This is a genomic window from Anaerocolumna chitinilytica (assembly GCF_014218355.1).
GTDB lineage: Bacteria > Bacillota > Clostridia > Lachnospirales > Lachnospiraceae > Anaerocolumna > Anaerocolumna chitinilytica.
Window position 1 is genome coordinate 1,166,969 of sequence record NZ_AP023368.1, and the last position, 22,791, is coordinate 1,189,759.

General features: G+C 40.1%; 17 protein-coding genes. 16 read left to right on the forward strand and 1 reads right to left on the reverse strand.

Annotated features, from left to right (window positions below):
* Positions 1-48 precede the first annotated feature (48 nt).
* The 14 genes from bsdcttw_RS05050 to bsdcttw_RS05115 all read left to right on the forward strand — a co-directional run bounded on the left by bsdcttw_RS05050 (position 49) and on the right by bsdcttw_RS05115 (position 20,189).
* On the forward strand, positions 49-4,215 hold the full coding sequence (locus bsdcttw_RS05050; RefSeq protein ID WP_185258306.1) for a hypothetical protein: 4,167 nt from the start codon (positions 49-51) through the stop codon (positions 4,213-4,215).
* Positions 4,216-4,475: 260 nt separating this feature from the next.
* Positions 4,476-4,997 carry a 5-(carboxyamino)imidazole ribonucleotide mutase gene (purE, locus tag bsdcttw_RS05055; RefSeq protein WP_185258307.1) on the forward strand — a complete coding sequence of 174 codons (522 nt, stop codon included), beginning with the start codon at positions 4,476-4,478 and terminating at the stop codon, positions 4,995-4,997.
* A gap of 54 nt (positions 4,998-5,051) precedes the next feature.
* On the forward strand, positions 5,052-6,077 hold the full coding sequence (gene purM, locus bsdcttw_RS05060) for a phosphoribosylformylglycinamidine cyclo-ligase (RefSeq protein ID WP_185259716.1): 1,026 nt from the start codon (positions 5,052-5,054) through the stop codon (positions 6,075-6,077).
* Entirely contained in the window at positions 6,071-6,706 is a 636-nt protein-coding gene (gene purN / locus bsdcttw_RS05065) for a phosphoribosylglycinamide formyltransferase (RefSeq protein WP_185258308.1), read from the forward strand. Before purM ends, purN begins: the two co-directional genes overlap by 7 nt.
* A 28-nt stretch (positions 6,707-6,734) precedes the next feature.
* Positions 6,735-8,006: a phosphoribosylamine--glycine ligase gene (gene purD / locus bsdcttw_RS05070; RefSeq protein WP_185258309.1), complete on the forward strand. Its 1,272-nt coding sequence runs from the start codon at positions 6,735-6,737 to the stop codon at positions 8,004-8,006.
* A gap of 380 nt (positions 8,007-8,386) precedes the next feature.
* On the forward strand, positions 8,387-11,113 hold the full coding sequence (locus tag bsdcttw_RS05075) for an SH3 domain-containing protein (RefSeq protein WP_207726494.1): 2,727 nt from the start codon (positions 8,387-8,389) through the stop codon (positions 11,111-11,113).
* A gap of 149 nt (positions 11,114-11,262) precedes the next feature.
* Positions 11,263-12,498 carry a cadherin-like beta sandwich domain-containing protein gene (locus bsdcttw_RS05080; RefSeq protein WP_185258311.1) on the forward strand — a complete coding sequence of 412 codons (1,236 nt, stop codon included), beginning with the start codon at positions 11,263-11,265 and terminating at the stop codon, positions 12,496-12,498.
* 78 nt (positions 12,499-12,576) lie between these two features.
* Positions 12,577-12,963, forward strand: coding sequence for a GntR family transcriptional regulator (locus tag bsdcttw_RS05085; protein ID WP_185258312.1), 387 nt, complete (start codon positions 12,577-12,579; stop codon positions 12,961-12,963).
* A 38-nt stretch (positions 12,964-13,001) separates the two neighbouring features.
* Positions 13,002-13,550 (forward strand): UvrB/UvrC motif-containing protein, encoded by a 549-nt coding sequence (locus tag bsdcttw_RS05090; protein ID WP_185258313.1) that lies wholly within the window; start codon positions 13,002-13,004, stop codon positions 13,548-13,550.
* Positions 13,543-14,577, forward strand: a complete 1,035-nt coding sequence (locus tag bsdcttw_RS05095) for a protein arginine kinase (protein WP_185258314.1) — start codon at positions 13,543-13,545, stop codon at positions 14,575-14,577. The genes bsdcttw_RS05090 and bsdcttw_RS05095 overlap by 8 nt, the downstream gene beginning before the upstream one ends.
* 192 nt (positions 14,578-14,769) lie before the next feature.
* Positions 14,770-17,214, forward strand: a complete 2,445-nt coding sequence (locus tag bsdcttw_RS05100) for an ATP-dependent Clp protease ATP-binding subunit (protein WP_185258315.1) — start codon at positions 14,770-14,772, stop codon at positions 17,212-17,214.
* Between the two features lie 263 nt (positions 17,215-17,477).
* Entirely contained in the window at positions 17,478-17,891 is a 414-nt protein-coding gene (locus bsdcttw_RS05105; protein ID WP_185258316.1) for an endosialidase, read from the forward strand.
* Between the two features lie 115 nt (positions 17,892-18,006).
* Positions 18,007-19,362: a DNA repair protein RadA gene (gene radA, locus bsdcttw_RS05110; protein ID WP_185258317.1), complete on the forward strand. Its 1,356-nt coding sequence runs from the start codon at positions 18,007-18,009 to the stop codon at positions 19,360-19,362.
* 128 nt (positions 19,363-19,490) lie between these two features.
* Positions 19,491-20,189, forward strand: coding sequence for a methyl-accepting chemotaxis protein (locus bsdcttw_RS05115; RefSeq protein ID WP_185258318.1), 699 nt, complete (start codon positions 19,491-19,493; stop codon positions 20,187-20,189).
* A 33-nt stretch (positions 20,190-20,222) separates the two neighbouring features.
* On the opposite strand, the gene bsdcttw_RS05120 is transcribed toward bsdcttw_RS05115, so the two are convergent.
* Positions 20,223-20,375: a hypothetical protein gene (locus tag bsdcttw_RS05120; protein ID WP_185258319.1), complete on the reverse strand. Its 153-nt coding sequence runs from the start codon at positions 20,373-20,375 to the stop codon at positions 20,223-20,225.
* A gap of 153 nt (positions 20,376-20,528) precedes the next feature.
* Between bsdcttw_RS05120 and bsdcttw_RS05125 the strand changes: the two genes are divergently transcribed.
* Together bsdcttw_RS05125 and bsdcttw_RS05130 are read left to right on the forward strand one after the other, a co-directional pair.
* The gene (locus bsdcttw_RS05125) at positions 20,529-21,068 is read left to right on the forward strand and encodes a rubrerythrin family protein (RefSeq protein WP_185258320.1); all 540 of its coding nucleotides are present in this window, start codon (positions 20,529-20,531) and stop codon (positions 21,066-21,068) included.
* Positions 21,069-21,222: 154 nt separating this feature from the next.
* Positions 21,223-22,662, forward strand: coding sequence for an MFS transporter (locus tag bsdcttw_RS05130; protein WP_185258321.1), 1,440 nt, complete (start codon positions 21,223-21,225; stop codon positions 22,660-22,662).
* The last annotated feature ends 129 nt before the right edge of the window (positions 22,663-22,791 follow it).

Here is a 22,791-nt window from a genome sequence, read left to right on the forward strand (position 1 = left end):
TGAGAATTTATTACAAAAATTAACAAATGACTCAAAAGGAGGTAAATTATGAGAAGATTGGAGAATAGAATATTTGTCCTAGCTATATTTATTATGGCTGCTATGGTATTTGGGTTAACAGCCGTGTATATACCCGTACAGGCTAAAACGAATCTTGTAAAGAATACGGAACAGTACTTGAATAACCCAAAAGTATATTTGTATCTAGGCGGCAAGGATACCGTTAAGCTCACTGTAAAAGATAAGTTAAAAGAGCAGGGAACAACAATTTACTGGTACGTTAATACCGAAAAGGGGGTACCGGAGGCGGTTAAGGTTGATAATAAAACCGGTACTATAAAAGCGGTTAAGGCAGGTACAGCCTATATCATTTGCAGAATAACAGATAAAGGCGGGAAAGCAGTTTCATCAGAAGCCAGTGTTACCGTACTTAATAATATAACGAAAGTTGGAATTAGCAGTTTACCTTCTGATAATACGGTAAAGACCGGTTATTATACGGATTTTCATTATACTGTCCTTAACACGGCAGGAGGAAAAGGAAAGAAGACAAAGGGAGTAACACGTTGGGAAATAGCAAAGGATACAGCAGGCGTTGGCAGTATTTCGGAAAAAGGCCGTGTATTTCCGGTAAAAGCAGGAAGCTTTCAGGTAAGAGCGGTCAGCTTTCAGAGTGATGCCAAATATAATTTATGGTTGAAAGACAAAGAAAAGTACAAGAACTATATTACAGCAGCAAGTGCTTGGGTAACAATCAAAGTTGAGAGCGGCCGCTCAACAGCAGCTACTCAGGATGAACTGGAAAGGTTTCTTTCCGGCGGAGCCAAAGAATTTACTATTTCTACGGATAAGGACATGAAATTTGTAATACCAAAGGGTAACTATACCGATACCACCTTGTACGTAAATGCAGCAAATTCTGATGTAAAGAATTATGGTCAGTTTAAGAAAGTTATCATACAAGCTATTAAGGATCATACCTGGATAGAATTGGCAGACGGGAATATTATTTATTTAAAGGATGATATTGCAAGTGTTACAATAGACAGCAATGTAACCGTAAAGAGAATTGTTATCGACCGATCAGATACATTACTGAATCTGAATGTAATGGGAACTGTAGAACAGGTACAGGTCTTATATCCTTCCACACTTACATTATCCGGCAATAGTAATTTAATACCTGTTACGGTTGAGGATACTGCCAAGGGAAGTAAAATTACATCTTCCATACCCTTAAATTTGTCCTTGAATTCAGATGCAGAGGTAAAACTGGAGAAAGGTGCGGAAACATCCTCTATTGATAAAAAGTCAGAGTCTGTTGTAGCTTCGGTGGAAAACAAGACAAGCAGTACTGTCGTTATTACAACGGACAGTAAAGGAGGAATGAATGTAGCTGCGGGTGAGACCGGTATCTCCGGTTCGGCATCCTCTCAGAATAACCCATCCGGAGGACAACAAATCCAATACATCCCAATCACAGCTCTTGGTAATATAACAGGTGATTATCAGGCTGGAAAAGAACTGAAAGCTGGTCCTGTAACACCAGAGAATGCTGATATAGCGTATCAGTGGATGATAGGGGATACTGCCAGCGGAACCTTTCAGGAAATAGCTGGTGCTGTAACAGGGACCTATACTCCCTCAGACAATGATGCCGGTAAATATATTAAGGTAAAAGTAACCGGTAAGAATGTATACACAGGAATACTACTAAGTCCCGCTACCGGCAGGATAGAAGCTTCTGATAGTAAACTGTTGGAAGAAGCTATTGCTGCTGTGAAAGCTTATGAAGATGCACCGATTACTGTAAGTGCAGAGATAACGGCTGCAAAGCAGCTGCAGACAGTTGCTGAAACTGCGGTAAGCAGTGTAAAGGATCCGCTCCAAAAGAGCCAGTTAGAGCAGCGTATTCTTACGAGATCACTTGCCGTTACAAAGGCTGAAAAACAGATAACTGCGGAGGAAGCCGTAAGAGTATATGAAACAGCCCCTCTGACAACCCTGGCAGAAATAGCAAAGGCAGAGAATTTGAAAACATCTGCCGAGAATGCAGTTAGGGAGGTATCAGACCTTTTAGTTCAGGCTGGATTACTGCAAAGAATAGAAGACAGGTCGCTTAAGATTGCAGAAGCAAGAAAAGAAGCGGAAGGTGAAAAGGCAGTATCAGAATTGGAAGCAGCTTCTTTATCGACCAAAGATGAAATATTAGCAGCGGAGAGTCTGAAAGAAACAGTAACTTTGACAGTAAACGGCATTGGAAATGATACTGTCAAGACGGCTTTATTACAAAGAATCGCAGCAAAAGCAACTGCTATAACAGAGGCCAAAGCAGAATTACTGGCAGAGGAGGCGGTTCATGCTTACGAAACTGCAAACCTTGTATCCACGGCGGATATTGAAGCTGCCAAAGATTTAAGGGATGCGGCAATGGCTGCCATTAATCTGGTAGCTAATGCAGAGATAAAGACGAAGCTCTTGGATAGAGTTACAAAGCAAGATACCAGGATAACAGCGGCGGAAACAGAGCTTTCCGCAGAAGAGGCCGTAGCTCTCTATGAGGCTGCACCGATATCTAATCTTTCTGAGATTACATTGTCTGAGGCAAAACGCACAGACGCTGAGAATAAGGCGAATGCTGTGGTTAATGAAACAGTACGGGCAGGATTTTTACAAAGAATTACTGAAAAAACAGCTATCATTGCCGAAACAAAGGCGCAGCTCACAGCAGAGGCAGCAGTTAAGCTTTATGAAACAGTTCCTATTGATTCATTGATGAATATTATGCTTTCGAACGGAGTAAAAGCCGCTGCAGAAGATGCTATTGGATATGTAAATGAGATTCCTGTGAAAACACAGCTGGAGCAGAGAGTGATTGCCAGAGCAGCTGTTATTGCTGCCGCCAAGGCTGAATTAGAGGCGCAGGCAGCAGTCATAAAAGCTGAAACCAGCTACAGCCAGGAGGATGCAGATGCAGCACAGGCTCTTATCAACCTGCTGAATTTGGGAGCTACAAAAATCGGTCTTCAGAACCGGCTAAACGTTGTTATAAAAGTAATACAGGCAGAGACTGCTATAGAGAAAGCAGAAACAAGTAAGCTCCAGGCAGACGTTGATGCAGCGGGTTCCCTCGTGAATGTTTTGCCGGAAAGCACGAAAAAGACAGAACTGGTAAACAGACTTAATACGGTACAAGCTTTTATAGACTGGCAGGCTGCTATTGCTGAAAATAGTGCTGCAATAGCCAGTGCAGGCACTAAACTAGCTCAGACTGTTTTTACAGCCGGACAGACTGAAGCGGACACCCAAGCAAAAGCCCAGGGAAAGGTTGAAGCGTTGATATCAGCTCTTGGTTTAGAGGGCATTACGGTAACAGTAACCGGAACTTCCTATATGGCCCCGGTTCCCGGAAGTGAAGAAAATACGAACGGAACAAACGGAAGCTTCACCTTTCAGGTAACTCTTACCAAAGGAGATGGTGATCGGAGGGTAACTGACACAACAGATGTGCTAACGATGAATATTACAGCTGCAGTGTATGTACCTCCTGAAATAATCAACAGCCTGATTATTTCAAATTTTAACTTTGATACAATTAACAGTTCAACAGCTTCTCTTGTTAGTAAATCAATGACTACCAGTGATTTCAGCGGAAGCAACAGCAAGAGTTTTACCATAACAGACGGAGCCGGTAATGTAATACCCATTACATTGAATTGGAATATTACATCTGACCAGGGATTTTCAACAGCAGCCTTGGTTGGCTCAGCTATAGAATCTTTTCTGCAGGACTATTTTTACAAAAAGGGTGGTGCGGATGCGCTGATGAACCGTACTCTCTGGTGTGCGAGCTTTTCCGGAGATACCTTTACCCTTAGTACTTTCTATGAGGGCTTGCAGAATAGAATTACTATCAGCGGAAATGATGCGTCTTATTTCTTTAACACACTGACTGCCCAGGGGACTGACCTTGATACTTCCGCAAACCGCAGTTTTTCTGTCAGTGACGGGATTCATACGGCTAATATTACTTTGAATACGGATGTAGCAACGATGGATGGGCTTGTAAGTAAAATCAACGCAGCATTGGCAGTGAATGCAGTACAAGCCACAGCGGTTAAGACCGGTGATAATACCTTCAAACTTGTCGGTTATGACATTACTGTGAGTGGAACGGACAAAGATAAATTATTCTCAACTTTTGTTTCACAATAAATAATGTACAGACCTTTTATCGGGATAAAATAATAGATAGGGGATAAGAAATAACCGGGTATGGATAACGTACCCGGTTATTTTATTTATATGATTTTCTTCATAATAGCACGTTTTTATTAATTGTGTTAATAAATACAATAAGAAATTAATAACAGGAAACCATAAGACAAAAGCACGCAGCTATGATAAAATGTAAGCATTAAAAAGTTTACATTACACTATAAATATAAACCTTTGATGGAAAGTGAGGACTTAACATGGCAGCTAAAGTTGGAATTGTTATGGGCAGTGATTCGGATTTGGAAATTATGAGTAAGGCAGCAGAGGTATTAGAGGTATTAAAAGTTGAATATGATATTACAGTAATATCCGCCCATAGAATGCCGGATGTGTTTTATGATTATGCTAAAGGTGCGGAAGATAAGGGATACAAAGTTATAATTGCAGGTGCCGGCGGTGCTGCTCATCTTCCGGGAATGACGGCGGCTATATTTTCTCTTCCGGTAATTGGTGTACCTATCATGACAAAATCTCTTGGCGGTGTAGATTCTCTCTACTCCATCGTACAAATGCCTGCTGGTATCCCGGTGGCAACGGTAGCCATTAACGGAGCTCAAAATGCCGGTATACTGGCCGCTAAAATACTTGCAGCTTCTGATGAAGAATTACTTGGACGTATCAAAGAATATGCAGCCGGATTAAAGGAAACAGTGGCAGCAAAATCAGAGAAGCTGGCTAAAATAGGTTACCAGGAATATTTAAAAGAAAGCAATAAATAAGAAACAATACTACAGCATTTGATTGCCGCCCAGAGCGGCGGAACGGGGGTAAAGATGGATTACAAAAACGCCGGAGTGGATATAGAAGCTGGATATAAGGCCGTAGAGTTGATGAAAAAGCATATCGATAGGACTATGAGAAAGGAAGTATTGACTGGTATTGGTGGCTTTTCAGGTGCCTTTTCCTTAAAGAATTTTATGCACATGGAAGAGCCTACGCTGGTTTCTGGCACCGATGGAGTAGGAACGAAGCTCAAGATTGCCTTTTTACTGGACAAGCATGATACCATCGGTATTGATTGTGTTGCCATGTGTGTCAACGATATTGCCTGTGCCGGCGGTGAACCTTTATTCTTCCTGGATTATGTAGCCTGCGGCAAGAACGATCCTGAGAAAATAGCGACAATTGTCAGTGGTGTAGCAGAAGGCTGCAGACAGGCAGGAGCGGCATTAATAGGCGGAGAAACGGCTGAAATGCCGGGTTTTTATCCTGTGGATGAATACGATCTGGCAGGTTTTGCTGTTGGTATTGTTGACCGTAAGGATATGACCGGCGGCAAAGATTTAAAAGCAGGAGATGTATTGATTGGTCTGACCTCTTCCGGTATTCACAGCAATGGTTATTCTCTCGTAAGAAGAGTCTTCAATATGAAAGAAGAGGCGTTAAATACCCATTATGAAATCCTTGGCGGTACCTTAGGCGAAACTCTGTTAACACCTACCCGCATATATGTAAAGGCACTTGCAGCTTTAAAGAACGGAAAAGTAACAGTTAAGGCCTGCTCCCATATAACCGGAGGCGGCTTTTATGAGAATATTCCCAGAATGTTAAGGGAGGGAGTTCACGCTTTCGTAAAAAAAGACAGTTACCCCATACCTCCCATTTTCTCCATGCTTGCAAAGGATGGCTCTATTGAGGAGAAGATAATGTATAATACTTATAATATGGGAATTGGAATGCTGATTGCAGTTGATAAAGAAAATGCTGACAAAGCTATCGAGCTGCTGAAAGAGGCTGGTGAGACCCCCTATATCGTTGGAGAAATCAAAGAAGGGGATAAAGGAGTAACTTTATGCTAAACTTAGGGATACTGGTATCCGGCGGCGGAACCAATCTTCAGGCGATTATTGACAGCATAAACAATGGCAAAATTACCAATGCCAGAATAAATGTAGTAATCAGTAATAAAGAAGGGGTCTATGCCTTGACCCGTGCCAGAGAAAACCATCTCCATGCGGAGGTAGTGTCCCCTAAAAGATATGAGAGCAGGGAAGCCTTCCACCAGGCATTACTTGAGAAGTTACAGGAATATGGAGTGAATTTTATCGTATTGGCAGGGTATCTGGTTGTGGTTCCCCAATCTATCATAAAATTCTATTCGGGACGCATTATTAATGTTCATCCTTCATTAATTCCCTCTTTTTGCGGCAGCGGTTATTATGGGCTGAAGGTCCATGAAGCTGCTCTTAACAGAGGGGTGAAACTCACCGGAGCAACCGTACATTATGTAGATGAAGGGACTGATACCGGACCTATCATCCTTCAAAAGGCAGTGGAAGTCATGGAAGATGATACACCTGAAAGTCTCCAAAAACGCGTAATGGAAGAAGCGGAATGGGAGATTCTTCCCAAAGCTATTAATTTAATTGCCAACAGCCAGGTAGTGTATAAGGATGGTAAGGTTCGAGTTGAGAATAGGAACGAATGAGCGAGCAGATGGGAGTTAAGTAAAGAATATGAAAGTACTTATAATCGGAGGCGGTGGCAGAGAACATGCCATTGCTTATAAAATCGCACAAAGCAAGAAGGTATCAGCAATTTACTGCGCACCGGGGAATGCCGGTATAGAAGAATATGCAGTCTGTGTGCCAATCGGTGTAATGGAATTTGATAAACTTGCCGATTTTGCCCTAAAGGAAGGAATTGATTTGACAGTAGTAGGGCCAGATGATCCCTTGGTAGGCGGTATTGTAGATGTATTTCTTGAGAGAGGCTTAAGAATCTTCGGACCCAAAAAAGATGCGGCAATGATTGAAGGCTCGAAAGCATTTTCAAAAGAATTAATGAAAAAATATCATATTCCTACAGCTTCCTTTGAGGCATTTCATACGGCCAAAGAGGCTTATAATTATCTTGAAAACTGTTCCTATCCCATAGTATTAAAAGCAGATGGACTTGCTCTTGGAAAAGGAGTTTTAATCTGCAATACAAAGGAAGAAGCAGCGGATGGTGTTAAAAGTATCATGGAAGATAAACAGTTTGGAGCTGCAGGGGATGTATTAGTAATTGAAGAATTTATGACCGGAAGAGAAGTATCAATTCTTGCATTCTGTGATGGAACCGATATTGCTGTTATGACGAGTGCCCAAGATCACAAAAGAGCTCTGGACAACGATGAAGGTCTTAATACAGGCGGTATGGGAACCTTTTCTCCTAGCCCTTTCTACACTCAGGAAATCAATGATTATTGCATGGAATATATTTATAAGCCTACAATGGATGCAATGAAAAAGGAAGGCAGAAGTTTTACCGGTATCTTATTTACCGGATTGATGCTTACAAAAGACGGGCCGAAAGTATTGGAGTATAATGCAAGATTTGGTGATCCGGAAACACAGGTAGTATTGCCAAGGCTGAAAACCGATCTTATTGATATTTTTGAAAGCTGTATCGATGGATGTCTTTCAAAGCTAAAGCTGGAATTTGAAGACAATGCAGCGGTATGTGTAGTACTGGCTTCCAAGGGCTATCCTCTTGCCTATGAAAAGGGTTATAGGATAGATGGTTTGGAAGAATTAAAGAAAACAGAAGGTGTTTTTGCCTTTCATGCCGGTACCAAAAAGGAAAATGACGCGGTCGTAACGGCTGGAGGACGTGTGCTTGGAATTACGGCTACGGGCAGCAATCTGAAAGAAGCAAGAAGAAATGCCTATAAAGCAGCCGAAGTTGTAAAGTTTGCCAATAAATATCATCGAAATGATATTGGTAAAGCAATTGATGAGGCATAAACACAATTATGAAAGAGCATAGTTACATGATTTAAATGAGGAAAAGGATGAAAATATTGGTATTCATCCTTTTCTTTTTTTGTGTCGATATTCATCCTGAAAAGAGAATTTGTACAATAGAGGACCTGTGTCTAAAAAGAGACCTATATCAAAAAGGGACCTGTGCGCTTATGTCAAAAAGGGACCTGTGTCAAAAAAGGAATCTATGTCAAAAATGGACTTGTGTCAAAAAATGTGCTTATGTCAAAAAGTGCCCATATGTCACAAAAGTGCCCATATGTCACAAAAGTGACATAGGTATTATGTACAATTATGGGCAAATAGGGAGAATGTGGAAACCGTGTCTTAGGAAAAGAAAGGGAATTATGATGAGAAAGTATATGTATAAAAGAATGATAGGGCTTCTGTTATGCATGGTGGTCCTTATAATACAGCTAATACCGGTGTATAATTTAGAAGTACATGCTGAAAGCAAAGGAACAGTTACTGCCACAAGTCTGAATATCCGTTCAGGCCCTGGGACAAGCTATGACATTGTAAAAGTAAAGGGGAGTAATGCTTTCCTAAAACAAGGAGAAACAGTAACTTTAGTAAAGAAAGTGGGAGACTGGTATCTTATATCCTTCACTTTTAACGGTCTAAAGACGGAAGGATACATACTTGGTACATATGTGAAACAAAACACCAACGATACTACTCCTACACCAACACCAAAAGTTACACCAACTGTAACTCCAACGCCAAAAGTTACTCCAACTGTAACCCCAACCCCAACTCCGGGAACAAGCAATACTACTCCTCCCAGTAACAGCAGTTATAAAATAAACGCTGTTATTACCGCTGCTAATGTCAATGTAAGGAGCAGTGCAGGTACTACTGCTACAAAAATTATCGCATTAAGCAAGAATCAAAAGGTTACAATAATAGATGAAATAATTAAAAACTCTCAGAAATGGTATAAGATTACCTATACTGTGAATAAAAAGACAGGTACAGGCTATACCATCAGTGATTATGTGAAACTGACAGGGGACAAAGTTATAGGCGGAACAGTAACAGCCGCAGTAAGCCTTAAGAAATCAGCGGCGGATAACTCGGCAGTTATAACGGATGGGAAAAAGAAAGGAATATCTATTGCAGCGAAATCAGCTGTTTCAATCCTTTCTGAAACAGTCGATGTTAAAGGAAAGAAATGGTTTCGGGTAACCTATAAGAAAGGTACCGTTAAGTATACGGGTTATATTCCTGCTAATCTGATATCCTTTACAAAGAACAACATAACCCCGACCCCAACGCCAACGAAAGCGCCGACCGCTACCCCAACGCCAACGAAAGCACCAACTAATACCCCAACCCCTACCCCAACAAAAACGCCAACCCCGACCCCGACAAAAGCCCCAACGAAAGTACCAACGCCAACGCCGACAAAAGCACCAACGCCGACGCCCACGAAGGCCCCCACGAGTACCCCGACACCAACCCCTACTACATCTGGGACAGAGGGGATTGTGCAGTTTACAGGGCAGGTTTATGTATATGTGAATATAACAAACAGTCAGGATTTACTGCTAACAACAACTTATGCTCCGGTGACCCTTTCACCCGGCGAAAAAGTTATCATTTTAAATTCATCAGTTCAGAATTCTGTTTCCTGGCATTACGTTAGCTTTACCAAAGGCGGGAAAGAAGCAAGAGGATATGTACAGGCAGCTTATATCGCCAATGGTACCGGAGGATTTGTAGATTCCACGGCTATGGATTTCTTAAATTATAACGCAGCTACTCCGACAACAACCCCGGGAAGCGGTATGAGTGATACTGATTTTGAAGGATATCTAACAGCACAAGGCTTTCCGGAAAGCTATAAAGCGAATTTAAGAATACTTCATCAAACACATCCTACCTGGGTATTTAATGCAATTCAGACAGGAATTGACTGGCAAACCGCTGTAACAAAGGAAAGTACGTTGGGAGTAAATCTGATAACAAAATCAAAAAGTGTTGAATGGCTGTCCTTTGCAGCAGGAGCTTACAAGTGGGAAACAGATTCTTTTGTACCCTTTGACGGATCTACCTGGGTTACACCTTCAAGCGATGGATTAAAGTATTATATGGATCCAAGGAATTTTCTGACGGAAAAGGGAATATTTCAATTTGAAACCCTTGCATTTAATGCCCAATATCAGAATGCAGCAGGGGTAGAAAATATTCTTTATAATACGCCTCTTTACAATACAGCTTACAACTACACAGATGATAACGGAAATGCTATGACAAAGACTTATTCTCAGACTTTTATGGATGCCGCCAGTTATTCCGGGGTAAGCCCTTATCATCTTGCCAGCCGTTCTAAGCAGGAAGTGGTAACCGGTACCACTACATTAAGTAACAGTGTAAGCGGTAAAGTATCCGGCTATGAGGGGTTGTATAACTTCTTTAATATCGGAGCATATAACAGTACATCTTCCGGGGGAGCTGTTCTTAATGGTTTAAAATACGCAAAGAGCGGTACTACAAGCAGCAGCTTGAACAGTCTGTACCTTATACCCTGGAACAATCCATATAAAGCTATTGTAGGCGGATCCTATATAATCGGAAGTACATATATCAAGAGAGGACAGGATACCATATATCTTCAGAAGTTTAATTTGACTTCAACCTCCACGTTCTCTCACCAGTACATGTCAAACATAGAAGCACCCAATGCAGAAGCTGCAAAAACCTATGCTGCATACAGCAATATGAGCACAATGCCTTTGGTCTTTTCCATACCGGTATATCTTAATATGCCGTCCACCGTTTGTTCGGTACCGGCAAAAGCTTATAATCCTAATAACTGGCTGAAGTCACTTACCGTAAGCGGATATACCCTATCTCCAACCTTTGATTTAAAAGTTGACCAACAGTATTCCATTATTGTTCCGAATACGGTAGTTTCGGTCAATGTGTCTGCCGCAGCCGTTAGTTCCAAAGCAACAGTTTCCGGTACAGGAAATGTATTGCTGAATGAAGGAATGAATACAGTATCAGTAAATGTTACTGCAGAGAATGGCAACATAAGAAGTTATATTATCAATGTATTCAGAGAAGCTGCTGTTACACCTTAAGGGTAATAAATCCATACAGCAGACTATTTATAAAAAGCCGCAATGCGGCTTTTTTAAAAACAAAAAAATACGTAAAGCCTAAATAAAAACCATGCCTTCGGGCTTTTAGTAAATTGATTCCCGGCATGTGAGGCGGAATGGAGGAAGCTATGAAAAACAAATATAAGATAATAATAAAACTGGCCTTTGTAATGGCATTGCTTTTTTTGCCATTTAAAGTAAGCCAGGCAGCCAGTGCTAATATTGATATCACAGCAGATAATAAGTCAGTGAAGAAAGGTGATACTGTGATTGTAAGTATCTATCTGACTTCTGATGACCTTATAGGAGACTTTGAAGGCTATCTGTCATATAATGCTGATATACTGGAATTTGACAATGAAAGCAAAGTAGCTGCCGGAGGAGAAGGCCTTGTAAAAATTACCGATACGGGAGTCCCACAGGGTGATTCCGAACGAAAATATGCTCTTAAATTTCACGCAATAAATTATGGGGAAACAACACTTTCTCTGAGTGATGAGACAAGTGTATACACCTTTGATGCAGGTGACAATATGTCAGTCTCCCAGAATCAACTAAAAATCGAGGTAGTCTCGGATAAATCCACTTCTGATAATGCTGATTTAAAAGAACTTAAAATAACACCGGGAACATTATCAACAGTATTCTCAAAGGATACTACCAACTACTCAGTATCGGTAGCTTCCGATATCAATCAGCTGGTAATCAGTGCTCTTTCTGAGGATGCCTTGGCTACAGTTTCCATAACCGGAAATAAAGATTTTAAAACCGGGCATAATACAGTTGAAATCGGAGTAAAGGCACAATCCGGTAAGACAAAGATCTATACATTAGATGTAATCAAGGAAGCGGCACAAGAGACAGCACCGGAAGAAACAAAGCCAGAAGAAAATGCAGGTATTAATGAGGACGCAATCGGTAAATTGCAGCTTGAAAAAGATGCAGAAGATACTTATCTTACAGGGGCTTTCTACCTAAAACTGCTGACACCGGGGGAGGATGTTGAAATACCGGATGGATTTGAAAAGACCTCTTTAATCGTAAATGGTACAACGATAACTGTATACGCAAATAAATCGGACTTAGAGAGTGATTTCCTTTTAATCTATGGTGAGAATAAAAGCGGGCTTAAAGGTTTCTACCAATTAGACAGAAGAGAAAATACGATTCAACGTTTTAATCCCGTTTCCTTAAATGGTGGCGAGAAGCTGGTGATACCTAAGAATTCCAGAAACATAAAACATTATCAGAACCAAATTATGATTCTTGGAATTGTGGCAGCAGTCTTAACCGGAATATGCAGCGCACTGGCAATTGGAATTATACGAATGGTTCTAAAGAATAAGAGCACAGAAGATCAATAAAAAAAACTTGACTTTAAGAAGATATTTGTTATACTGACAGTATAACAAATATAACGAACATTTCAGGAGGTGGCTAATTTGATAGTAACTATTGATTTTAATAGTGATGAAGCTTTCTATATCCAGCTATGTAATCAGATTATATTTGGTATTGCGAATGCTGAGTACAGGGAGGGCGACAATCTGCCTTCTGTTCGAGATCTAGCAGATGATATCGGTATTAACATGCATACTGTGAATAAGGCATATACTATCTTAAGACAGCAGGGGTATTTAAAGCTGGATCGTAGAAAGGGTGCGGTAATTGCAGTAAGTGCCGATAAATATAAAGCTATGGAAGAACTATCAGGAGAGCTTAGAGTGATTCTTGCCAAAGCAGTCTGCAAGAACATCAGCAGTGACGAAGTCCATGAAATTGTAGATCGTATATTCTGTGATTTCTGTTCCGTTGATAAAGAGAAGTGACCGTAACCGAAATCACATCCGGACAGGAGGATGTAGCTATGTTGTGTGATAAATGTAAAAAAAATCAAGCCAAAGTATATTATACTGAAATCATAAACGGTGAAAAGAAAGAACAGCATCTGTGTGAAGATTGTGCCTTGGAATATACCTCTTTTTCAATGGGTTCAGGTATGTCAAATCAAGAAATAACCTTGGGAAGTCTTTTATCCTCCATTCTTGGTAATTATGCAGCTCCCGGAAGTCTTCATGGGGCAGAGCAGACAGAGAAAGAACCTGTATGCGATCATTGCGGTATGACTTATTCTGAATTTCTAAAAGAAGGGCGCTTTGGCTGTGCAGATTGCTACGATAGTTTTAAAAAAGGATTGGAAAAGAGCCTTCGAAATATCCAAGGCTCAGATACTCATACCGGGAAGAAACCAAAGGGATTTGAATCAGGGACAGAAAAGATTGTAAAAGAGTTGTCAGAGATAGATAAACTCTCTATAAAACTCCAGGATGCCATCGAAAAAGAAGAATTTGAAGAAGCAGCGAGGTTAAGAGATCGAATCCGTCAATTAAAAAAGGAGGAGATTAATAATGCTTAAATGGTATAAGGAAATTGGTAAAAATAACGATGTTGTAATTTCCAGCCGTGTACGCCTGGCAAGAAATTTGAAATCCTTCCCTTTTTCGGCGAAGTTAAATGAAGAACAGGCTCTTGAATTGGTAGAGAATCTTAAAGCAGCAACGCCTGTTCTTGAGAGTAAGAGTGAAAAGAAATTTTATAGCTGTAACATAGATGGACTTACCGATTCTGAAAAAACAGCGATGGTAGAAAGGCATATTATAAGTCCCCTTCTGCTGGCAAGAGAGCAAAGTACCGGTTTGATTCTCTCCGAGGATGAAAGAATCAGCATTATGTTAAACGAAGAGGATCATCTACGGATACAATCCATTACCGGCGGAATGAATATCATGGGAGCATTTGCAGAGGCAAATGCGGCTGACGATGTCGCCAGCGAACTCTTCGATTATGCTTATCATGAAAAATACGGATATTTGACCTCCTGTCCTACCAATGTCGGAACAGGACTCAGAGCCTCCTACATGATGTTTTTGCCGGCACTTAATGTAACCGGTAAGATTGTAAAGCTGGCAGAGGAGCTCTCACAATACGGTATTGCACTAAGAGGTACCTATGGGGAAGCTTCGAAAAGCGTAGGAAATCTATATCAGATATCCAACCAAAAGACCCTTGGCAGTACAGAGAGAGAAATTATAGAAAGCCTTAACCGTATCGTAGAGCAGGTTATGAAGCAGGAACGCAGGTACAGGGAATATATACTGACTCACAATTATGATGAATTTGAAGATAAAGTTCACCGTTCCTTTGGAGTCTTAAAGTATGCAAAACAATTGTCATCATCAGATGCTATGACCTTGCTTTCACAAGTTAAATTAGGAATAGATTTGGAATTATTGCATCTAGAGGATGACTGTAATGTTCATGAATTGATGATGGAAATTCAGCCGGGAAACCTGCAATGCCTACTGGATAAAAATATGGGTAGTGCACAAAGAGACAGGTTCAGGGCAGATTATATCAGGGAAAAACTTCCCGATATGGTTTAAAATGAAGCATTTCAACTACGCAATCATGAATATGATAATAAAACCTTATAATCATGAAGCTTTTATCAACTACGTTTTTTGGAATATTAGATCGGAGATTTATATTCACGAAAGGGGTAAGTTTGAAAGTTCCTTTCAAGCCACTTATTAAGCAGTAACGCAGACAGATTTGCGTTATGCAGGAGGTATAATATGAACGAGAGATATACAGAGGAAGCAAAACGTGCCATTAATAACGCCACAGAAATTGCTTATAAATTATCCCATAATTATGTTGGGACGGAACATCTGCTCATCGGACTTTTACAATCCGATGGCGTGGCTTCCAGAGTACTGGAGAAAAATGGAGTAGATGTGAATAAAGTGCTGGAACTTGTAAATCAGCTTATTGCACCAAGTTCCACCATGGAAGCTGTTGAAGTTGATGGATTTACACCGAGATCTAAGAGAATTTTAGATCAGAGTTTCAAGGAAGCGGTCAGATTAAAAAGCCAGGCAGTTGGAACAGAGCATATTTTAATTGCTCTTATCAAAGAATCCGATTGTATTGCGGTTAGACTGCTTAATACCTTAGGCACTAACCTGCAAAAACTTTATGTTGATTTGCTTACTGCAATCGGTGCGGATATGAACACTGCTAAGAACGAATATTCAGCGAATAAAAGCAAATCAAAAGCCAAATCCAATACACCTACTCTTGACCAGTACAGCAGAGACTTAACAGAATACGCAAGAGAAGGAAAGCTTGACCCGGTAATCGGAAGAGAAACTGAAATTCAGAGAGTTATACAGATATTAAGCAGAAGAACGAAGAATAACCCCTGCCTCGTAGGAGAACCGGGAGTTGGTAAAACTGCTATTGCAGAAGGTCTTGCCAGAAAGATTGTAGAAGGAAATATTCCCGAAGTAATTAAGGATAAGAGAGTCTTAACCCTTGATTTATCCGGAATGGTTGCAGGCTCTAAGTACAGAGGAGAATTCGAAGAGCGTATTAAGAAAGTTATCAGCGAAGTTATGAGTGATGGCAATGTGCTTCTCTTTATTGATGAGATTCATACCATCATTGGTGCCGGCGGTGCAGAGGGAGCAATCGATGCCTCTAATATTCTAAAGCCTTCATTAGCCAGAGGAGAACTTCAGTTAATCGGTGCCACTACCAGAGAAGAATATCGTAAATATATAGAAAAGGATGCGGCACTTGAGCGAAGATTCCAGCCGGTAGTGGTGGAAGAACCTTCCGAAGAGGAAGCAATTCTTATCTTAAAGGGGCTTAGAGACAGCTATGAAGCCCATCATAAGGTAAAGATTACAGATGAAGCCTTAGAAGCTGCTGTAAAGATGTCAAGCCGTTACATCAATGACCGCTATCTTCCTGATAAGGCTATTGACTTAATGGATGAAGCAGCCTCTAAAGTAAGATTAAGTACTTATATCACATCCCCAGAGATAAAAGATCTGGAAGGTCAGATTCAAGCTCTTGAAGAAGAGAAGGAACAGGCTATTAAGAGTGAAGAGTATGAAAAAGCCGGAGATTTAAAGAGACAACAGGAAGAAATAACCTTAAAGATGAATGCACTTCAGGTGAAGTCAGAAAAAGAAAAGCAAGATAATCTGCTTGTAGTAGGAGAAAATGAAATTGCAGATATCATATCAAGCTGGACTAAGATTCCTGTGAGAAAGCTTGCCGAAGAAGAATCCGAGCGGTTAAGGAATCTGGAGAAAATACTCCATGAGCGTGTTATTGGCCAAGAGGATGCCGTATCTGCCGTATCAAAAGCCATCAGACGAGGTCGTGTAGGATTAAAAGATCCGGGAAGACCCATTGGCTCCTTCCTCTTCTTAGGGCCGACCGGTGTCGGTAAGACGGAGTTGTCTAAGGCTCTTGCTGAAGCGATGTTTGGCAGTGAGAATTCCATGATACGTGTTGATATGTCCGAATATATGGAGAAACACAGTGTATCAAAACTTATCGGTTCCCCTCCGGGATATGTTGGATATGATGAAGGCGGGCAGTTAAGTGAAAAGGTAAGACAGAATCCTTATTCTGTTATCCTTTTTGATGAAGTAGAAAAGGCCCATCCGGATGTCTTTAATATTCTTTTGCAGGTGTTGGACGACGGACATATTACAGATGCCCAGGGAAGAAAAGTAAGTTTTAAGAATACCATTATTATCATGACTTCCAATGCCGGAGCTCAGAATATTATAGCACCGAAACGACTTGGTTTTGCTTCTGTGAGTGATGAGAAGGAAGATTACAAGAAGATGAGAGAAGGAGTATTAGAGGAAGTAAAACGAATCTTTAAGCCGGAATTCATTAACCGAATTGATGAGATGATTGTATTCCACTCTCTGACCAGAGAAGATATCAAGAGTATCGTTGGTATTATGCTTTCCTCCATTACGAAGAGAGCAAAGCAGCAGATGAATATCAGCCTTGAGATCAATGATGATATTATAAGCCACATCGCAGAGAAAGGCTTTGACCAGAATTACGGTGCAAGACCTTTAAGAAGAGCGATACAGACTAATATTGAAGATAAACTGGCGGAAGAAATCCTGGACAGTAATATTAAAAGCGGAGATACCGCGCTTGTCGAATTAATCGACAAAGAAATCAAAATTTCCAAAAAATAATTCAAAACTTATGCATTATCCTGTGGAAATTGCTTAGAAAATATAGTATAATATGAAACATAATCATAAAATGTTTCATGAAGCGGAATAAGGAACCCCTTGCTATAAAGAGAGGTTAGCCAGCACATATCGCAAGCTTGCTTGCGATATTGCTGACAATAAGTGAAAATTGTAGGATTGTTTTCACTTACCGTTCTTTCCGGATGATTATCATATATGTCTTATATTGCATGGCAAGCATTTATCAATTGGGAGGATTCTACATGTCAGTTGTAAAAGAATTAATTCGAAAAGAAGGCAATGGGACAATCAGTTTCGGCAATTATGAATTAAGTGAGAAATCCAAAGTGAATGATTTCGAGCACAACGGAGATTTGTATAAGGTAAAGACCTTTAAGGAAATTACAAAACTTGAAAAGAACGGTATGATCGTATATGAGTCTGTTCCGGGAACCTCAGTAACAGGTCTTGAGCTGACAGAAAGAGAAATTAGCTTTATTGTCGAAGGCTTTGAAGATTCTCAGATTACTCTGGAATTAGAAGCTGAGAAGGAATATAAGATATTCATCGATGATACCAACGTAGGAAAAATGAAAACAAATCTTGGCGGTAAACTTAATTTCAGCGTTGAACTCAGCAATACAAGTAAAGCTGAAGTAAAAATTATAAAGCTGTAACAGGATATATTCATGAGCTAAGAGGCATACACAGTGAGACACAAAGGAGAGGCGAAGACCTCTCCTTTCTTACAATTAAAAATTTATTCAAGATTTTATACATAATGAGGATAACATGGCAAAACAAAAAAATGTATTTTTCTGCAAGGAATGCGGATATGAAGCCTCTAAATGGATGGGACAGTGCCCAGCTTGTAAGGCTTGGGACACCTTTGTAGAAGAACCTCCATTAAAAGCAAAGGAAAAAGCCAGAGGACGCGGCCTTTTCATGGAACCGGAGCTATTAGCCAAGGTTAGCACAACAGAAAACAACCGGATAACAACCGGCCTTATAGAAATGGACAGGGTATTAGGCGGAGGAATCGTTATTGGGTCACTGGTTTTGGTTGGCGGTGATCCCGGTATAGGAAAATCGACCCTGTTACTTCAGATTTGCAGAGAATTAACCGATAAACAGCATAGTGTACTTTATATATCCGGTGAGGAATCTTTACAGCAGATTAAAATGCGGGCGGACAGGCTTGGTACCTTCCAGGGAGACCTGTTGTTGCTCAGCGAGACCAATCTGGATAATATTGAAGAGATTTTACGAAGCAGAAAGCCTGAGGTGGTAATCATTGATTCCATTCAAACAATGTATAAGGAAGACATTGGAGCAGCCCCCGGCAGTGTAAGTCAGGTCAGGGAGACTACCGGAGTTTTAATGCATCTGGCGAAGGGCCTTGGAATTACCATCTTTATAGTTGGACATGTTACCAAAGAAGGCGTAGTGGCAGGTCCCAGAGTGTTAGAGCATATGGTAGATACCGTGCTTTATTTTGAAGGAGAGGATAAGGCTTCTTACCGTATACTTCGTGCAGTTAAGAACCGTTTTGGCTCTACCAACGAAATCGGAGTGTTTGAAATGCAGGATAAGGGACTTAGGGAAGTACTGAATCCTTCCGAATTCATGCTTCAGGGGAAACCGGAGGATGAACCGGGTTCTGTAGTAGCTGCTTCCATGGAAGGAACCAGACCAATTCTTGTAGAAGTTCAGGCACTGGTATGCCAGACCAATTTTAATATGCCAAGACGTACTGCAGCCGGAACAGATTATAACAGAGTTAATTTGTTGATGGCGGTTCTGGAGAAAAGAATTGGTATACAGATGTCCGGAATGGATGCCTATGTCAATGTGGCGGGAGGCATGAAAATAAATGAACCGGCTTTGGATTTAGCGATTGTGCTGGCCCTCTTATCCAGTTACCGTAATCTTAGCCTGGATGAGCATACGATCTGCTTTGGTGAAATTGGTTTGACCGGAGAAATCCGCGGAGTCAGTATGGCGGAGCAGCGTGTACTGGAAGCAGAAAAGATGGGATTTCACACTTGTATTTTACCCAAAACCAATGCAGAAAATATTAAAAGAACTAATATAAAGTTGATTGGAGTTAAGAATTTAAAGGAATTAAACAGATTATTTACCAAGTAAACACTACTAAGATTCTAGTACAAAGTATAGCCTGTGTAGTAAAAACATGATTAATAGAACAACCTCCCGGAGTCCGGAGATTGCGAGAACTGCATAAAAGTTTGAATACACAGCAATGGAGGTAAAAAATGGATTGCGCAGATGGATGTATGGAAATTGGTAAACTACTAAAAAAACAGGAAGGATTCATTAATAGTTTAGGCGATATTGTCAAAAACCTCGATACTTCCCAGCTCAAGGTTGAAAAGAATGCTTTTGATGCCATTAATAGCTCAGATACTTCTTTAAATCTTGTAAAAGAAGGAATTACATGCGTAGATGATATGCTTGACAGAATAAATTCACTTAATGAGGTAGTTGAGAATTCCTCCAATAATATTAACCAGATGAAAAACCTATCCAATATGATCGTAGGATTTGCTGAAGTGATAGGCAGCATTTCCAATAAGACCAACATGCTTTCATTAAATGCTTCCATAGAAGCTGCCAGAGCCGGTGAGCAGGGAAAAGGTTTTGCGGTCGTAGCAGGAGAAGTCAGAAATCTTGCGGCACAGTCTGCTAAATCCTCAAAAGAAATATCAGAAACCATTGCTTCCATTCAAACCTTTGTTACAGAAACGGTAAAAGCCATCGATAGTATTTATGACATCGTTAAAATGCAAAATGATATGGTAAGTGATGTAAAAACGGTGTTTCAGAAAATCCTGGAAGCAGCTTATATTTCCAATGATGTATCCAGGAATATGGAGCATGAGATAGCATACCAGAGAGATATAACGGATAATGCAAGAAATGCCCTTGAAATGTTAATCGATTTGGGAGAATAATAATACATAGAAAAATGGAGAAGGAGAAGGGGTTTAAGCCCCTTCTCCTTCTGCTACGATTTGCTCTAAAATCTTAATTAAATCCTGCATATTATTTAATGTTACATTGCGCCTTAGGATAGCGTCCTTTAATTCAATAGGCAGCGATTCAAACTTATCTTTAATTGCCGGAGCTACGTGTGACATAAGAACCTCTTTTCTAAGAAATTTTCTGATTTATCAAAATCATTGTTCCCATTGAAGTAAAAATTATTCGCTTATTAATAATAATTATCCTTTTACATAAATACAATATTATTCTCATAGTATTTAGTAGATTAGAGAAAACGAGGAGAGGGAATGGATTTTAAGCAAAGCAAGACTTACCAAAATCTGCAGCTGGCTTTTCATGGTGAATTAATGAGCAGTACCAGATATCAGATTAATGGTATCAGAGCCAGGCAGGATGGCTATATACAAATAGGAAATGTCTTTGAGATAATCTCAGGTTTTGAAAGAGAACATGCAATTATATGGCTACGTCTTATTAACGAAGGAACACTTCCAAGCACCCTTGAAAATCTTATAGAAGCCTCTGCAGCTGAGGATGAGAAAGGAAACGGAAGTTACAGACAATATGCAGAAGTTGCAAGACAAGAAGGTTTTAATGAGATTGCAGCTTTATTTGATGGCGTCGCAAATATCGAATTAAATCATGATGTGATTTTTCAAAATTTTGCAGATGATATTAAGGAAAATGAGGTTTTCTGCAAAAAAACAGAGGTTTTGTGGATTTGTGTAAACTGCGGAAATATTTTGGGAGGAGTTTGTGCACCTGCCATATGTCCTATTTGTGGATTTCCACAGGGGTATTACCAAGTATATGACACCACTCTGTAAGAATTTCTGCAAGAGAACTATATAAGAAACTACATGCTATTTATACAGAATAACAAATGAAACCAATTTACAAAAGGGTCTTTCCTACGATATAATAATTTTCTGACACTATAAACAAAAGTATGCAGAAAGTGTATGGAGGACTTTATTTTTCATGTCTTGTGGTTTACATTATACAAATCAATACCTGCTTGCGAAGCTTCGCCGGATATACTTCATGGCACTTCCTGAAAGCAAAGAAGATTATAAAAAAAGCAGAGTAAATTTTACAATAGGGGATAGTGCGGCTCAGACAATCGGACAGCTTGCCGGCGGTGCTTTTATTGCCAGCTTAATGACTTATTGCAAGATTTCGGATGCCAATATCGGAATTATAACCTCACTTGCCAGTTTGGCAGCTTTGGCGCAGATTTTTCTGATACAATTTATGGGACGTATTAAAAAATATAAATTTTTGGTATGTTTTACCTCCCTTCAAAGAATATTATTTTCTGCTATTTATTTTATTCCTTTTCTAGACATCAGTAATAAATGGAAAGCAATTGCAATCATATTTCTCTATTTTATAGGGCAAGTATTTGTCCAGGTGGGAACGCCTGCCTCACAGGACTGGATAGCAAGCCTGGTCCCCAGCCGGCTGAGAGGAAAATATTTCTCCATCAAAGATTCTATCGCCGTTTTCATAGTATCCGGAGTAATGCTGATAGCAGGTATGATACTGGATTATTTTAAAGCGAGTGCTATTCGGACAGGTTTCTTAATAGTTGGAGTGCTAATTTTTATTCTTGTAATAATTAATGTGGTAGCAATGTCCAAAATGAAGGAACCAAGAGTTTCCTATCTGAATGAGGAAGGAAAGGAAATGCATGGGCGCCTTGCTAAAAAAGCAAAGGAAATGGAAAGTGATACCGAAGGCAATAAGAGCAATAACCTCTTTTCAGAGCTGACGCATGCCTTTCGAAACAATAAGTTCCGAAAAGCTCTTATACTGCAAAGCCTATATATCACAGGCTTTTATATTTCGGCACCTTTTGTGGCAAGTTATCAGGTCAATATCTTGAAACTGCCATATACCTTTATGATGCTGGTTGGCTTTATTTGTAATTTGTACAGAATATACATAACTCCCAAGTTCGGAAGAATGGCTGATAAATATGGTATGGCAAAAATATTGCGATACAGTTTAACGATTCTGGCCTTGAATATTTTGGTAATAGCCTTAACCGTACCCGGAAATGCTTATCCCTTTTTCATCTTTGGGGCGGTACTGTCTTCTACTGCCTGGGCATTTGTAGGAATTGGACTATTTGGTGTTCAGTTGGATTTCTTCCAGGGTGAGAAAAGAATGATATGGCTGTCCCTTGTTTCCTCTATCTCCGGTGTATTAGGCTTTCTGGTATCCATTGTAGGAGGAAAGATACTTAATGTCTTAGAGGCCAATCCGGTAATTATCGGAGGTAAATTCATCTATGCACAGCAGATATTAAATGGTTTAGGTTTTCTTATATTAATTGGCAGCGCTATATATATAAAAGTAAAAATTGAGACAGAAAAGATAGATAGTAATCGAAAGGACGGAAGAGTGACCGTATAAGCCTGAAAGAGGAAAAAAAACAAACGATTAGAATATAATAGGTTAGAGGGAGCTGTTTTCCTGACAGCTTACCTTATCTGTCGACAGTTTGTTTGTGGTGCCACAATAAGAGCACCGGAAAAAGAGGAA